This is a genomic window from Thermus sp. FJN-A (genome assembly GCF_054655095.1).
Genome location: NZ_BAAHSC010000215.1, coordinates 57,469 through 71,275, shown reverse-complemented (window position 1 = coordinate 71,275; position 13,807 = coordinate 57,469). Strand labels below are relative to the sequence as shown.

General features: G+C 70.0%; 14 protein-coding genes and 1 tRNA gene. 3 read left to right on the top strand and 12 right to left on the bottom strand.

Features of this window, described 5'->3' with window-relative positions; translation table 11 throughout:
- The 6 genes from ACYQ0J_RS12890 to tkt are packed head-to-tail and all read right to left on the bottom strand — an operon-like array spanning position 1 to position 4,754.
- Positions 1–273: an annexin VII gene (locus ACYQ0J_RS12890; RefSeq protein ID WP_460172512.1), complete on the bottom strand. Its 273-nt coding sequence runs from the start codon at positions 271–273 to the stop codon at positions 1–3.
- Positions 261–569 (bottom strand): Dabb family protein, encoded by a 309-nt coding sequence (locus ACYQ0J_RS12885; RefSeq protein ID WP_460172511.1) that lies wholly within the window; start codon positions 567–569, stop codon positions 261–263. Before ACYQ0J_RS12885 ends, ACYQ0J_RS12890 begins: the two co-directional genes overlap by 13 nt.
- The gene (locus ACYQ0J_RS12880) at positions 554–1,309 is read right to left on the bottom strand and encodes an HAD-IA family hydrolase (RefSeq protein WP_460172510.1); all 756 of its coding nucleotides are present in this window, start codon (positions 1,307–1,309) and stop codon (positions 554–556) included. The genes ACYQ0J_RS12885 and ACYQ0J_RS12880 overlap by 16 nt, the downstream gene beginning before the upstream one ends.
- Positions 1,294–2,103 carry a class II fructose-bisphosphate aldolase gene (locus ACYQ0J_RS12875; protein WP_460172509.1) on the bottom strand — a complete coding sequence of 270 codons (810 nt, stop codon included), beginning with the start codon at positions 2,101–2,103 and terminating at the stop codon, positions 1,294–1,296. Before ACYQ0J_RS12875 ends, ACYQ0J_RS12880 begins: the two co-directional genes overlap by 16 nt.
- A 9-nt stretch (positions 2,104–2,112) precedes the next feature.
- Positions 2,113–2,802: a 2-phosphosulfolactate phosphatase gene (locus tag ACYQ0J_RS12870; protein ID WP_460172508.1), complete on the bottom strand. Its 690-nt coding sequence runs from the start codon at positions 2,800–2,802 to the stop codon at positions 2,113–2,115.
- Positions 2,799–4,754: a transketolase gene (gene tkt, locus ACYQ0J_RS12865; protein ID WP_460172507.1), complete on the bottom strand. Its 1,956-nt coding sequence runs from the start codon at positions 4,752–4,754 to the stop codon at positions 2,799–2,801. The genes ACYQ0J_RS12870 and tkt overlap by 4 nt, the downstream gene beginning before the upstream one ends.
- 166 nt (positions 4,755–4,920) lie before the next feature.
- On the opposite strand from tkt, the gene ACYQ0J_RS12860 reads away from it, so the two are divergent.
- Positions 4,921–4,997, top strand: a tRNA-Arg gene (locus ACYQ0J_RS12860).
- A gap of 170 nt (positions 4,998–5,167) precedes the next feature.
- Positions 5,168–5,377: a type II toxin-antitoxin system HicB family antitoxin gene (locus ACYQ0J_RS12855; protein ID WP_460172506.1), complete on the top strand. Its 210-nt coding sequence runs from the start codon at positions 5,168–5,170 to the stop codon at positions 5,375–5,377.
- Between the two features lie 23 nt (positions 5,378–5,400).
- On the opposite strand, the gene ACYQ0J_RS12850 is transcribed toward ACYQ0J_RS12855, so the two are convergent.
- From ACYQ0J_RS12850 to nth, 4 genes are all read right to left on the bottom strand, one after another.
- Complete coding sequence (locus ACYQ0J_RS12850; protein ID WP_460172505.1) at positions 5,401–6,939, bottom strand: DEAD/DEAH box helicase; 1,539 nt, start codon at positions 6,937–6,939, stop codon at positions 5,401–5,403.
- A 74-nt stretch (positions 6,940–7,013) separates the two neighbouring features.
- Complete coding sequence (locus ACYQ0J_RS12845; protein WP_460172504.1) at positions 7,014–8,228, bottom strand: molybdopterin molybdotransferase MoeA; 1,215 nt, start codon at positions 8,226–8,228, stop codon at positions 7,014–7,016.
- 29 nt (positions 8,229–8,257) lie between these two features.
- On the bottom strand, positions 8,258–9,415 hold the full coding sequence (locus ACYQ0J_RS12840) for an MFS transporter (protein ID WP_460172503.1): 1,158 nt from the start codon (positions 9,413–9,415) through the stop codon (positions 8,258–8,260).
- A 27-nt stretch (positions 9,416–9,442) separates the two neighbouring features.
- Entirely contained in the window at positions 9,443–10,105 is a 663-nt protein-coding gene (nth, locus tag ACYQ0J_RS12835) for an endonuclease III (RefSeq protein WP_460172502.1), read from the bottom strand.
- 15 nt (positions 10,106–10,120) lie between these two features.
- On the opposite strand from nth, the gene ACYQ0J_RS12830 reads away from it, so the two are divergent.
- Positions 10,121–10,486 (top strand): ASCH domain-containing protein, encoded by a 366-nt coding sequence (locus ACYQ0J_RS12830; protein WP_460172501.1) that lies wholly within the window; start codon positions 10,121–10,123, stop codon positions 10,484–10,486.
- Here the strand turns inward: ACYQ0J_RS12830 and ACYQ0J_RS12825 are convergent.
- Both ACYQ0J_RS12825 and proS read right to left on the bottom strand, forming a co-directional pair.
- Positions 10,452–12,188 (bottom strand): GNAT family N-acetyltransferase, encoded by a 1,737-nt coding sequence (locus ACYQ0J_RS12825; RefSeq protein WP_460172500.1) that lies wholly within the window; start codon positions 12,186–12,188, stop codon positions 10,452–10,454. The genes ACYQ0J_RS12830 and ACYQ0J_RS12825 overlap by 35 nt on opposite strands.
- Before the next feature lie 120 nt (positions 12,189–12,308).
- Positions 12,309–13,742: a proline--tRNA ligase gene (gene proS, locus ACYQ0J_RS12820; protein ID WP_460172499.1), complete on the bottom strand. Its 1,434-nt coding sequence runs from the start codon at positions 13,740–13,742 to the stop codon at positions 12,309–12,311.
- Between the last annotated feature and the right edge of the window lie 65 nt (positions 13,743–13,807).

Sequence of the window (13,807 nt, the reverse complement as noted above, 5' to 3'; positions counted from 1 at the left end):
CTACTTGGACTCGTTGACAAAGGACATGTAGCCGTTTTCCTCCAGCCAGCGGGCCTGATCGTAAGGGAGGCGGAAGCCCTCCCAGGAGGGGGCGGGGCCCTCCACCCAGTCCGGGGTCTCCCCGGGGTCTGGGGCCCTCCGCCCCTGGAGGCCAAAGAGGTAGTAGAGGGCGTAGTAGCCCCCCTCCCCCTCGAGGACCAACCCCTCCCCCACCCCGTCCACCAGCACCTTCAGGGCCTTGGGCTCCGCCTCCCCGTAGGTCAGGTGCCGCATAGCACCTCCGTGACCACCAGGTAGTCCGTGGTGATCCGGTCCTGGGCCATGGGGCGGAATACCTGGTCGGCGAAGGCCACGTGCAGGGGGTGGTCCCGGTAGAAGGCCACCACCTCCGGCCCCTCAAAGAGGACGGAGAGCCAGTAGCGGTAGCGGGCCCCCGGGGCGAGGGCCTCCCCGTAGCGCAGGCCGCAAACCCCGGGGATCTGGAGGAGGACCTCCTGCGCCTTGCGCACCATCTCCCGCACCTCCTCGGGACTGGCCTCGGCGTTGAACACGATCAGGTGCTCCACCATGCTTGCACCTCCCTCACGTAATCCAGGTCCACCACCACCCGCTCCCCCGCCCGGGGGCCCTGCAGGACGGGGGCGGGGTTCCCCCATTCCCCCAGGTGGGGCAGCAGGGCCTGGGCCTCCCGGAAGTCCTGGCCCAGGGTGTACAGGCTCGGGGTGACGAGGACGGGAAGCCCCGCCCCGAGGCCCGCCAGAAGGCCGTTGCGGGAGTCCTCCACCACCACCCCTTCCCCGGGGGCAAGCCCCAAGGCCTCGCGGGCCAGGAGGTAGATGCCGGGGTCCGGCTTCTTCCGCGCCACCACGTCCCCCGCCAAGACCAAGGAGAACCAGCCCTTAAGCCCCGTGCCCTCCAGGAAGGCCTCGGCGTTCTCCGGGCTCGTGGTGGTGGCCAGGGCGAGCCCCACCCCCGCCTCCCGGGCCTCGGCCAAAAGCCGCCGCACCCCGGGGCGCAGGGCCACCCCATAGGCGCGAAGGAGCTCCAGGTAGAGCCCCGTCTTGTAGCGGTGGACCTCGGCGATCCCCTCCCAGGTGAGCCTGGGGGCCTCCGGGGTTTCCGCCAGGGCCCTCTGGAGCCGCTCCTTGCCCCCCGTGGTCTCCAGGAGGCGGGCGTAGGTGTCCTGGTCCCAGTAGAGGGGGAGGCCGAAGTGGGCGAAGGTGCGGTTGAAGGCCTCCCGATGGAGTTCCTCCGTCTCCGCCAGGGTGCCGTCCAGGTCAAAGAGGAGGGCCTTCAGCTTCCCCACCATAGGCGCATCCGGTCCATGGCCAAGGCCTTAAGGCCCGCCTTCATGGCCGCCATCAGGGAGAGGTAGTCCCGCCCCTCCCCCCCCTTCAGCAGGGAGGCCGCCTCCAGGGAGAGGTCGGCGAAGAGGTTCACCTTGCGGATGCCCCGCGCCACCAGGGCCCGGTAGGCCTCCGGGGAGAGGCCCGAGGCCCCGTGGAGGACCAGGGGAACGGGAAGGCGGGAAAGCTCCTCCAGGAGGGGCAGATTTAGGCGCACGGGCCCCTTGTACAGGCCGTGCCGGGTGCCGATGCTCACCGCCAGGGCGTCCACCCCCGTGGCCTCCAGGAACGCCCTGGCCTCCTCCGGGTCCGTGTAGGCCAAGGGGCCCTCGGCCACCGCCTCCCCGTACCCGCCGGGCACCGCCCCCACCTCCCCCTCCACCGTGGCCCCAAAGGCCCGGGCCACCGTCACGGCCTGGCGGGTGAGGTGCACGTTGGCCTCGAGGGGGAGGTGGCTGCCGTCCAACATCACGCTGGTAAAGCCGAGCCTCAGGGCCTCCACCACCTCTTCCAGGCTCTCCCCGTGGTCCAGGTGCAGGGCCACGGGCACCCTGGCCGCCTCGGCCAGGGCCCTGAGCCCCGGGGCCAGGGCCTTCAGGGGAGGCCCCCCCAGGTGGGGGGCCACGCTGAGGATCACGGGCAGGCCCAGGGCCTCCGCCCCCTCCAGGACCGCTTCGGCCCACTCCAGGCCCACCACGTCAAAGGCCCCCACCGCCCGCCCCTTTTCCGGAATCACCTCCCGCAAGGTGGCCAGCATCCCCACCCCCTAGGCGCCGAAGACCATGCCCTCGCCCCGCATCCCCAGGAAGCGGGGCACCGTGCCGTGGGCATCCACCTGGGCGCACACGGCCACGTCCTCCCCCAGGCCCACCGCCTCCAGGGCCCGGGCGGCCTCGGAGGTCTTGAGCACGGGCAAGGGAGGGTTTTCCGCCAGGAAGAGGGCCAGGTGGGCCATCTCCCCCCGGGGCGCAAAACCCAGGGCCTGGAGCCGCCCGCCGATGACCCCCGCCGCGTAGAGGTCGTCCAGGGCCACCTTCCCCTCCTTCCCCGCGCAGACCACGTGCACCTCCTCCCCCAGTTCCCGGGCCGCCTCGGCCACCGCCTGCGCGTTCTGCAGGGCCCCGAGGAGCACGTGCCGCGCCCCTAGAACGGCGTGGGCCGCCCGGGTGCCGTTGGTGGTGGCCATGACCACCACCCGCCCCTCCACCCCCGCCACCTCCCTGGGGGAGTTCCCCAGGTCAAACCCCGGGGGCTTTAGCCCCCCCACCTCCCCCGCCAGCACCTCCCCGGGCTGCCGCAGGCGCCGGGCGGCCTCCACCCCGGGGGCCAGGACCAGGGCCCTGGCCCCCCGCGCCAGGTAGAGGGCAGCGGTGGTGGTGGCCCGGATCACGTCCACCACGATGGCCGTGCCGGGGTAGCCCGAGGCGGTGGGCAGGGGGTGGACCTGAAACCTCATAGCAGGGCTTCCAGAGCCTCCGCCACCCGCTCGGGGGTGAACCCCAGGCGCCCGTAGACCTCCGGGTAGGGGGCGCTGGCCCCGAAGCGGTCCAGGCCCACCACCTTGTGGGCGTACCGTTCCCAGCCCAAACTGGCCCCCGCCTCCACCGCCACCACGGGAAGCCCGGGGGGGAGGACCTCCTTGCGGTATTCCTCGGGCTGGGCCTGGAAGAGCTCGAAGGAGGGGAGGCTCACCACCCGGACCCGCACCCCCCTTTCCCGGAGGAGGGCCTGGGCCCTAAGGGCCAGGTGCACCTCGCTCCCCGAGGCCACGATGACCCCCTGGGGCGCCTCGGCGTCCTCCAGGACGTAGCCTCCCCGCAGGAGGCCCTTGGCCTTCTCCGGGGAGAGGAGGGGCACCGCCTGGCGGGTGAGGACGAGGGCCGTGGGCCCCTCCTTGCGCCTCAGGGCCACGAGCCAGGCGTAGAAGGTCTCGTAGGCGTCGGCTGGCCGGATCACCCAGAGGTTCGGCATGGCCCTGAGGGACATGAGGTGCTCCACGGGCTGGTGGGTGGGGCCGTCCTCCCCGAGGGCGATGGAGTCGTGGGTGAAGACGAAGACCGTGGGGGTGCCCATGAGGGCGGCCAGGCGGATGGCGGGGCGCATGTAGTCGGAGAAGACCAGGAAGGTGCCCCCGTAGGCCCGGTAGCCCCCGTGCAGGTTGAGCCCGTTCAGGATGGCCCCCATGGCGTGCTCCCGCACCCCGAAGTGCAGGTAGCGGCCCAGGGGGTTCTGGGGGCTGAAGTCCTGCATTCCCTGGGCCTGGGTGTTGTTGGAGGGGGTCAGGTCAGCGCTTCCCCCCAGGAGTTCGGGCATGCGGGGGGCGATGAGGTCCAGGGCCTTGCCGCTCGCCGCCCGGGTGGCGAGGGGCTTCTCAAAGGATGGGGGCTCTTCGGGAAGGGAAGGGAGTTCCCCCTTGAGCCGGCGGAGGAGTTCGGCGTGGAGCTCGGGGTATTCCCGGGCGTAGGCGGCTAAGGCCCCTTCCCAGGCCGCCTGCCAGGCCCTGCCCTTCTCCCGCATGTCCATGTGGCGGTAGACCTCCCCCGGCACCTCAAAGGGGCCGTAGGGCCAACCGAGAGCCTTCCGGGTGGCCTCCACCGCCTCCGGCCCCAGGGGCTCCCCGTGCGCCTTGTGGGAGCCCTGCTTGGGGGAGCCGTAGCCGATGTGGCTCCTCACGGCGATGAGGGTGGGGCGTTCGTCCAGCTGGGCCAGCTTGATGGCGTGGCGGAGGGCATCCAGGTCGTTGGCGTCCTCCACCCTCAAGGTCTGCCAGCCGTAGGCCTTGTAGCGGGCGAGCACGTCCTCGGTGAAGGCGAGGTCCGTGGGGCCGTCGATGGAGATCCGGTTGTCGTCCCAGAAGACGATGAGCTTGGAAAGCCGCCAGTGCCCCGCCAGGGAACTGGCCTCCCCCGACACCCCCTCCATGAGGTCCCCGTCCGAGGCCAGGACGTAGGTGTAGTGGTCCACCACCGTGTGCCCCGGGCGGTTGAACTCGGCGGCGAGCTTCCGCTCCGCCAGGGCAAGCCCCACGGCCGTGGAGATCCCCTGCCCCAAAGGCCCCGTGGTCACCTCCACCCCCGGGGTGTGGCCGTACTCGGGGTGGCCGGGGGTCTTGGAGCCCCACTGGCGGAAGCTTTTCAGCTCCTCCAGGGGCAGGTCATAGCCCGTGAGGTGGAGGACCGCGTAGAGGAGCATGGAGCCGTGCCCGGCGGAGAGGACAAAGCGGTCGCGGCCCGGCCAGGTGGGGTCCAGGGGGTTGTGGCGCATGACCTCCCGGTAGAGGAGGTAGGCCAAGGGCGCCATGGCCATGGGCATCCCGGGGTGGCCGCTCTTGGCCTTCTCCACCGCATCCACGGCCAGAAAGCGGATGGCGTTCACCGATAGGGCGGTGAGGTCCTTGGTCTCGGTCATGGTTCCCTCCAGGGTAAAGGGCCGTGAAGCCTGGCACAAGCGGGGCCCCGGCCCCTTGGGATAAAGGAACGCTTATGAAAAGCTCCCTTACCCCCAGGAGAAGACTATACCCCCTCGGGCGGCTTGCCTCGGGCCCTCTTGGGGTGCTACAATCCCAAGGGCGTGGGCGCCCGTAGCTCAGCAGGATAGAGCGGGGGCTTCCTAAGCCCTAGGCCGGGGGTTCGAATCCCTCCGGGCGCACCAAGTAGCCAATGCCCCTCTTCCGCCCACGGAAGCGTGGGCGGAAGCTTTTTTGCCCTCATCGTCTTCCCACCGGAGGGCAAGGGCCTCGTGGGCGCAACGTCAACCGAAGCCGAACCGTCAGAACGCCCGCGTGGCCCTCGAGGAGTGAAGGGACGCGTTATCATGGGGGCATGCCCCGGCGCTTCACGGCCCACCTCTGGCGGGAAGGAGACCTCTGGGTGGCGCAGTGCCTCGAGGTGGACGTGGCCTCTCAGGGCGAAACTGAGGAAGAGGCCCTGCGGAACCTCAAGGAGGCCCTGGAGCTCTACTTCGAGCCGCCCACCCCGGAACGCGTGCCCGAGGTGCGCACGTTAGAGGTGGAGCTTGGCCCCGCCGCTTAGGCCGCTCCCCTACCGGGAGGTACCTAGGCCCGCACCGGGCGGCCCCGGCGGGGGCCGGCCTCGGGCAGGGCCTCCACCCGCTTGGCCCGCTCCAGCCTCACCCCCCCCACCTCGGCCAGCCGGGGCAGGTCCTGGGGACGGAGGTCCACGTAGAAGGCCTCCTCCCCTTGGGCGATCTTGCCCACCTCGAGGCCCTGCTCCTTCAAGAGGGCCACGAGCCGGGGGAGGGAAAGCCTCGGGCCCGTGGCCTTGAAGGTAAGCCACCCCTCCTCCCCGGTGAGGAGGCTTTTCTCCTTGGGGGCCCCGCCCAAGAGGAGGGCCATGAGGGCCGCCACCACCTCCACCCTTCCCTCGGCGAAGAGCCTCCCGGCGAAGTCCAGGTAGAGCTTGTAGTCCTTTTCCGGCACCCGGGCCAGGCGGGCCAAGAGGTGGTGCCACTTGGCCTCCAGGACCTCCTCCGGGGTGGGGGGGTTCACCCGCTTGAAGGTGCGGCCCACGGCCTTTTCCAGCTCGGAAAGCTCCCGCCTTTCCCGGGGCCCGTAGAGGATCACCACCTCGCCCCCCCGTCCCGCGCGGCCCGTGCGCCCCGAGCGGTGCTGGTAGGTTTCCGGCTTGTCGGGAAGGCGGTGGTGCACCACCAGGTCCACCTCGGGGATGTCCAGGCCCCGGGCGGCCACGTCCGTGGCCACCAGCACCCGCACCTCCCCCTCGCGGAAGGCCCGCATGACCCGCTCCCGGTCGGTCTGGGAGAGGTCCCCGTGGATGGCCCTGGCCGCATGGCCCAGGCGCAGAAGCCCCGTGGCCACCTCCTCGGTCTCCGCCTTGGTGCGGGTAAAGACGATGGCCCGCTTGGGCGCCTTCACGTAGAGGAGGTCGGAAAGGAGGGCCAGCCGATCCCCCGGCGCGGGCACCGCCTCCTCTCGGTAGGTGACCCCCTCCTCCCGCACCACGTTGATGACCACGGGGGAGCGCATGTAGCGCTCGGCGAGCCGCCGGGCCCAGGAGGGAAGGGTGGCGGAGAAGAGGAGGGTCTGGCGCTCGGGGGGCGTGGCGGAAAGGATGGCCTCCACCTCCTCCTCAAAGCCCATGGAGAGCATCTCGTCGGCCTCGTCCAAGACCGCGATCCTCACCTGGGAGAGGCGCAAAACCCCCTGCTTCAGGTAGTCCAGGGCCCGGCCCGGGGTGGCCACCACCACGTCGGCCCCCCGGAGGAGCTCCTCCTTTTGCTTGCCGTAGCCGGTGCCGCCGTAGACGGTGACCACCTTCAGGTGGGGAGCCACCGCCTGGAGCTCCCCGGAAACCTGGAGCGCCAGCTCCCGGGTGGGGGTGAGGACCAGGGCCCGGGGGGCGCGCCCGCGCTCGCTGGAACCCTCCAGGGCCTGGGCGATGGGCAGGGCGAAGGCCAGGGTCTTGCCGGTGCCCGTGCGGGCCTGGCCGATGAGGTCCTTGCCCTCCAGGGCCAAGGGCAACGCCGCCGCCTGGATGGGGGTAGGGGCGGTGATGCCGCGCCGCTTCAGGGCCTCCTTGATCTCGTCCTTCAGGGGAAAGTCTTTGAACTCCATTCTCACTCGCTTCCCGGGCCCCACCCGCGCCCGAAAAGGGGGGTAGCGCCCGTAAACCTGTCCAGTTTAGTGAACTAGGGCACGAAAGTCAAGGGGATGACCTCCACCTCCTCCCCCTCCCGGGCGTCTTGGTCCGGGGGAAGGACCACGAGGGCGTTGCCGAAGGCCATGGAGCGGAGGACCCCGCTGGACTGGTTCCCCGTGGTGCGCACCGCAAGCCCTCCCGCGAAGCCGAGGATGCCCCGGCGGAACACCTTCTTGCCCAAAGCCCCTTTGAAGGGGGTGAGGGCCCGGGCCCTCAAGGTCCCGTAAGGGGGGTCTGTGCGCCGGAGGAGCCGGAAGAGGAAGGGCCTCCCGTAGAGGAAGAAGGTGACCATGCTGGAAACGGGGTTGCCCGGCAGGCCCAAGACGGGAAGCTCCCCCAACCGGGCGAGGAGCAGGGGCCCCCCGGGCTGTTGCTTCACCTTCCAGAAGACCACCTCCCCCTTCTCCTCCAGCACCTTGCGCACCACGTCGTACTCCCCCATGGACACGCCCCCCGAGGTGAGGAGGAGGTCCAAAGGCCCCGCCTCCCCAAGCCGCCCAAGCACCGCCTCCGGGTCGTCCGGGACCTTGCCCAGGAGGACGGGCTCCCCGCCCGCCTCGAGGACCAGGCCCAGGAGGCTGTAGGCGTTGGAGTTGTACACCCCGCCAAAGGGCAGGAGCTCCCCCGGCTCCACCACCTCGTCCCCCGTGGAGAGGATCCCCACCCGGGGCTTCCGGAATACCTTTAGGCGGGCATGCCCCATGGCCGCCGCCAGGCCGAGCCTCCCCGGGGTGAGGAGGTCCCCCCGCCTTAAGTACACCTCCCCCCGCCGGAGGTCGTCCCCTTTGGGGCGGATGTCCTTGGGGGAGGCAGGGGCGAAGAGGAGGACGTATTCCCCTTCCCGCCTCGTGTCCTCCACCCGCACCACCGCGTCCGCCCCCTTGGGGATGGGGGCCCCGGTGTAGACGGCCACGGCCTCGCCCCGCCCCACCTCGCCGGGGAAGGGCCTACCCGCGGGGGCCTCGCCGATGACCCTGAGGCGCACCGGGGCCTCGGGGGAGGCCCCCAGGGTGTCCTCCGCCCGGCAGGCGTAGCCGTCTATGGCGGTGTCGTCCTGGTCCGGGTGGTCCACCAGGGAGGCGAGGTCCTCGGCCAGAACGCGGCCGTAGGCCTCCCGCAAAGGAAGCTCCTCCACGGAAAGCTCCCCTTTGGCCTCGGCCAGAACCAGCTCCAGGGCTTCCTCCACCGTGAGGTTCGTGCGCATGCGCCCAGTCTAGGGCAAAGGCAGGGCCCTTAGGAAGGGCCTTCCTCCCCGGCGTAAGCCGCCCGCAGGCGGCCAAAGGCCCAGGGCCAGAGGGCGATGCCCAGGGTGTAGAGGGCCAGGGTGAAGGCGAAGAGGTAGTGGAAGGCCAGAAGCCCTAAGGCCTGCTGGGCCATCCCGGAAAGGGCGCTTCCCAGGGCGAAGAGCAGGCTCCAAAGCGCCCCCTCCACCAGGAAGAAGCCGGGCCTTTCCTCGTCGGGGAGGTAGTCCATCACCAAGGCGGCGTACACGGGCCCGGCCGCGTTCATGAGGGCCCCCCGCACCAGGAGGGCCAGGGTGACCAGGGGGAGCCAGGGGGCCCAGGCCAGGATGGCCAGAAAAGGGAGGGAGAGGGCCTGCACCCAGACGATGGCCCCGAGCTTCCCCACCCGCCTCACCAAAAGGGGCTGGAGCAGCATGGCGAGCCCCGTGGCCAAGGAGGAGAAGGCGAAGACGAGCCCCGTGGCCCCGTAGGTGAGGCCGAACTTCTCCTTGAGGAAGAGGTTCAAAAAGGGGATGACGAGCCCCGCCCCGAGCCCGATCACCACCTGGGGCAGGAGGAGCCTAAGCCAGACCCCGAAGCGGCCCCGGAGCCGGGGCGCCTGCCCTTGCCCTTCCGGGAGGCCCAGGGCCAGGGGCACCGCCAGGAGGAAAAAGGGCAGGGCGAAGAGGAGGACCCACCTCGCCCCCACCCACTCGGAGAGGAGGCCGGCGAGCAGGGTGGAGAAGAAGCCGCTCGCCGTGGTGAGGGCCGCCTGGAGGCTGAAGAGGGCCACCCGCCTCTCCGGGGGAACCAGCCGGGCCATGAGGGGGGCGGCCGCCCCTTGCAGGAGGGCCCCGGCCAGGCCGTAGCCGGCCAGGGCCGGAAACACGAGAAGCCCTAGGCCCAGCAAGAGCCCGCTACCCATCGCCAGCAGGAAGGCCAGGTGGAGGCTTTTTAGGTAGCTCATCCGGGGGATCAGGTAGGCCAAGGGCAAGGCGAAGACCACCCCGGTGAAGAGGAGGAGGGCCTGGGCCAGGCCGATGGCCTGGCGGGAGTAGCCCAGGGCCTCGAGGTGGAAGTTCAGGAAGAAGTAGACCAGGTTCCCCCCGAAGGACCAGAGGAAGCTGGCGAGGACCAGGCGGTAGGCGGGCGGAAGGCGTTCCCCCACGGGTTTCTCCAAAAGCGGCCCGGCCCCCTAGGCCTGGCGGCTAGGGCAGTAGGGCGCCAGGACGCACGCCCCGCAGCGGGGCTTCCTGGCGGTGCAGACGTAGCGGCCGTGGAGGACCAGGGCGTGGTGGGCGAAAACCCAGTCCTCCTTGGGGAAAAGCCCCTCCAGATCGGCCCCGATCCTCTCCGGGGCCTTGGCTTGGGAGAAGCACAGCCTCCGGGCGAGGCGGGCCACGTGGGTGTCCACGGCGATCCCCGGCACCCCGAAGGCCGCCCCCAGCACCACCGTGGCCGTCTTCCACCCCACCCCGGGAAGGCGCATGAGGGCCCTTTTATCCTGCGGCACCTCCCCCCCGTGCTCCTCCACGAGCCTCCTGGCCAGGGCCACGAGGTTTTTCGCCTTGCTCCGGTAGAGGCCGATCCTCCGGATGTAGGGCTCCACCTCCTCCGGGGTGGCCTCCGCCAGGGCCTTGGCGTCGGGAAAGCGGGCGAAAAGGGCCGGGGTGGCCTCGTTCACGCTTTTATCCGTGGCCTGGGCGGAGAGGACCGTGGCCACGAGGAGCTGGAAGGGGCTATTGTGCTTAAGCTCCGTCCGGGCCCCGGGGTAGGCGGCCTTGAGGGCCTTCAGAACCTCCCGAGCCCGGGCCTTTTTCTCCTTTAGCCCTTCCTTAGGGCACGCCACGCCCCCCACTCTACAATGAGGGGAGTGGAAAGACCAAAGCTTGGCCTCATCGTCCGGGAACCCTACGCCAGCCTCATCGTGGACGGGAGGAAGGTCTGGGAGATCCGCAAGCGCAAAACCCGCCACCGGGGGCCCTTGGGCATCGTCACCGGGGGCAGGCTCATCGGCCAGGCGGACCTCGTGGGGGTGGAGGGGCCTTTCAGCGTGGAGGAGCTCCTTGCCCACCAGGAGAAGCACCGGGCGGAGGAGGCCTTTCTCCGGGCCTACGCCGAGGGCGCTCCCCTCTACGCCTGGGTCCTGGAAAACGCCTTCCGTTACGAGAAACCCCTCTGGGTCCCCCGGCGCCCGGGCCGGGTCATGTTCGTGGACCTCGCCGAGGTACGGTGGTGAGCCCCCCGTAGCCCACGTAGACCAGGAGGTCCGGGTCCAAGGCGGCCACCACCTCGGGCCGGTGGGTGGCGGCCACCAGGGTGATCCCCGCCTCCCGGCAGAGCTTCCCCAGGCCCAGGGCCACCCGCCTCGCCGTGGGCACGTCCAGGTGGGCGGCGAACTCGTCTATGAGGAGGAGGTCGGGCCTTTCCGCGAGGAGGAGGGCCAGCCGGAAGCGCTCCCTCTGCCCGGTGGAAAGCTCCCTGGGCCTTGCCCGGTAGAGCACGGCATCGGAAAGCCCCACCCGGTTCAGCACCTCTATGGCCGCCCCCACGTCCTTTAGCCTCCGGTAAACGGCCTCGAGGATGGGGTCCTCCCCCAGGTCCACCTCCCTTTCCCCAGGGATGTAGGCCACCCGCCTTCCCGGGGGCAAGGCCACCTCCCCGGCATCCGGCGCCTCCCCAAGGAGAAGCCTTAGGAGGGTGGTCTTCCCCGCCCCGCTCGCCCCCGCCAGGACCACCAGGCTTCCCGGGGGGATCTCCAGGCTCGCCCCCCGGAGCACCGCCCGCTCCACCACCCGCGCCCGCACCCCGAAGGCCAGCAGGGCCTCCTGCACCTCCGGGGAAAGCCCCTCCAGGTCCAGGTGGCTCCGGTAGGCCTTGTGGACGCCCCTCAGGCGGATGGGGCCCCCTAGCCCCGAGACCCGCCCGAACCGGGGCCTATAAAGCCTCCCCCCGTGGGCCTGGGCGTAGGGGTCTTCCCGGAGGAAGCGCTCCAGGTGGGCCTCGGCCTCCTCCGTGAGGGGATAGAAGAGCACGGGCCTTCCCGAGGCGGTGTCAAAGAGGTAGCGGAAGCCCACCTTCTCAAAGAAGGGGTGGTAGCGGGCCATCTGGGCGATGGTGTAGACAAGGTGCTTCTCCCGCCTGCCCTCGGGGGCCCCCCGCTCCTTCGCCCACTCCAGGGCCACGCGCACCAGAAGCGCCCCAAACCCCTCCGAGCGGTAGTCGGGGTGGACCACCACCCGGGCGATGCGGGCCGCGGCCGTCCTCACCCGGTCCAGGGCCTTCTGCCAGTCCGCCCCGCCCTCGTAGGTGGGGTGGAACCAGTCCCGGGGAAAGATCTTCTCCCGGATATCCCGCTCCAGGCCCTCGGGGGTCTTCCGGTGCATGCGGGGGATGGGAGGGTCCAGGCGCAGGTAGCCCAGGATCCGGGGCTCAAAGGGAAGGCGCTCCGCGAGTTCCAGCACCAAGAAGCGGCTCGCCGGGGTGGAGCCCTTGATCTCCTTGAGCCTTGCCTCCCCGCCGCAGCCGCAGAGGGGCTTGGCGTTGGCGGGGATGGTCTTCCGGCACTGGGTGCAGACCCAGAGGGCCACCACCTCCTTCTCCGAGGCGTAGTGGAATTGCTCCAGCTCGGCGATGGCCTCGTAATCCCCCTCGTAGGTGGCCTCCCGCACCCTAAGGCGGTAGCGGTAGGCCTCGCCCCCTAAGGGGTTTTCCCGCACGTGCTCCAGGGTCTTGGCGAAGGGGGGCCAGAGGGGGAAGGCCCCCTCGAGGGCGTACTCGTCAAAGCCGAGGACGGGCTTCTTGAACTCGGCGTAGAGCTTCACCCGATCCCCCGGCCGAAGCCACTTGGCGGCGTCCCCCGACATCCTGAGGAGGACGCCCCCGGAGAGGAGGACCTCCCCGTACCAGCGCCAGTAGACCCTCCGGCCCAGGACCTGCATGGCGTCCCCATGGTATCCCGCCTCGAGGCGCTCCGGGGGCGGGAGGCCTAACCCGGGTCAGACCCCGGAGGGAAGAGGGCGGCTTTCCCCCCTGGCGCAAAAACCGGTGGGGCAAGCCCCTCAGTACGCCTTGGCGAAGACCACCCGCTTGCCGTAGGCGGAAGGCTTCCCGCAACGGACGCAAAGACCCTCCTCGGGCTCGGCCTCAAAGGGCACGCAGCGGGTGGTGGCGGTGGTCTCCTCCTGGATGAGCTTCTCGCAGGCCTTGTCCCCGCAGTGGAAGGCCAGGGCGAACCCTTCCTGAACCGCTTCCTTGAACGCCTCGTAGGTGTCCACCTTCCGGGTGTGGGCCTCCCGGAAGGCCAAGGCCCTCCGGTAAAGCTCCTCGTGGAAAGCGTCTAGCTTTACGGGCAGAACCTCGGGCAGGGCGGAAAGGGGCACGGTCTCCTTGCCCCCGAGGCGGCTCGCCAGGACCGCCTGGCCCCCCTCCAGGTCCTTGGGCCCAAGCTCCACCCGGAAGGGCACCCCTTTAAGCTCCCACTCGTGGAACTTGTACCCCGGGGTGTGCTGGTCCCGGTCGTCCAGGTGGACCCGGAGGCCCCGGAGGGAAAGGGCCTTTTTGAGGTCAAAGGCCGCCTCCAGCACCCTTTCGCGGCTCTCCTCCCGGTAGATGGGGACGACCACCACCTGGATGGGGGCAAGCCTTGGGGGAAGAATGAGGCCCTTGTCGTCCCCGTGGGTCATGATGATGGCCCCGATGAAGCGCCAGGAGAGGCCCCAGCTGGTGGTGTGGACGTACTTCACCTCCAGGTCCTTGTCCTGGAACTTGATGTCAAAGGCGCGGGCGAAGTTCTCCCCCAGGTAGTGGCTGGTCCCGGACTGGAGGGCCTTGCCATCCCGCATCATGGCCTCTATGGTGGTGGTGTAAACGGCCCCGGCGAACTTCTCCTTCTCGGTCTTCAGGCCCTCAATCACGGGGATGGCCGCGTACTCCCGGGCGAGGCGGGCGTAGATGGAGAGCATCCTCCGCACCTCCTCCTCCGCCTCCTCCCTGGAGGCGTGGGCGGTGTGCCCCTCCTGCCACAAAAACTCGCTGGTGCGGAGGAAAGGCCTTGTGCGGAGCTCCCAGCGCACCACGTTCCCCCACTGGTTCAAGAGCTGGGGCAGGTCGCGCCAGCTTTTGATCCACTTGGACCACATGTAGCCGATCACCGTCTCCGAGGTGGGCCGCACCGCCAAGGGCTCTTCCAGCTCCTCCCCCCCAGCGTGGGTGACCACGGCAAGCTCGGGGGAAAACCCCTCCACGTGCTCGGCCTCCTTCTTCAGGAAACTCATGGGGATGAAGAGGGGGAAGTAGGCGTTCTGGTGGCCCGTTTCCTTGAACATGCGGTCCAGCTCCTTCTGGATATTCTCCCAGAGGGCATACCCATAGGGGCGGACCACGATGGTGCCCCTTACGGGCCCGTAGTCGGCGAGCTCGGCCTTTTGGATGACCTCGAGGTACCACTCGCTGAAGTCCTGGCTCTGGGGGGTTAGGCCCTTCTCCTTCGCCATACCCGCCCATCATACTGGCCGGAAACCCCCTTTGCTGTAGACTAGAGGGGCAGGATTCTCTAGGG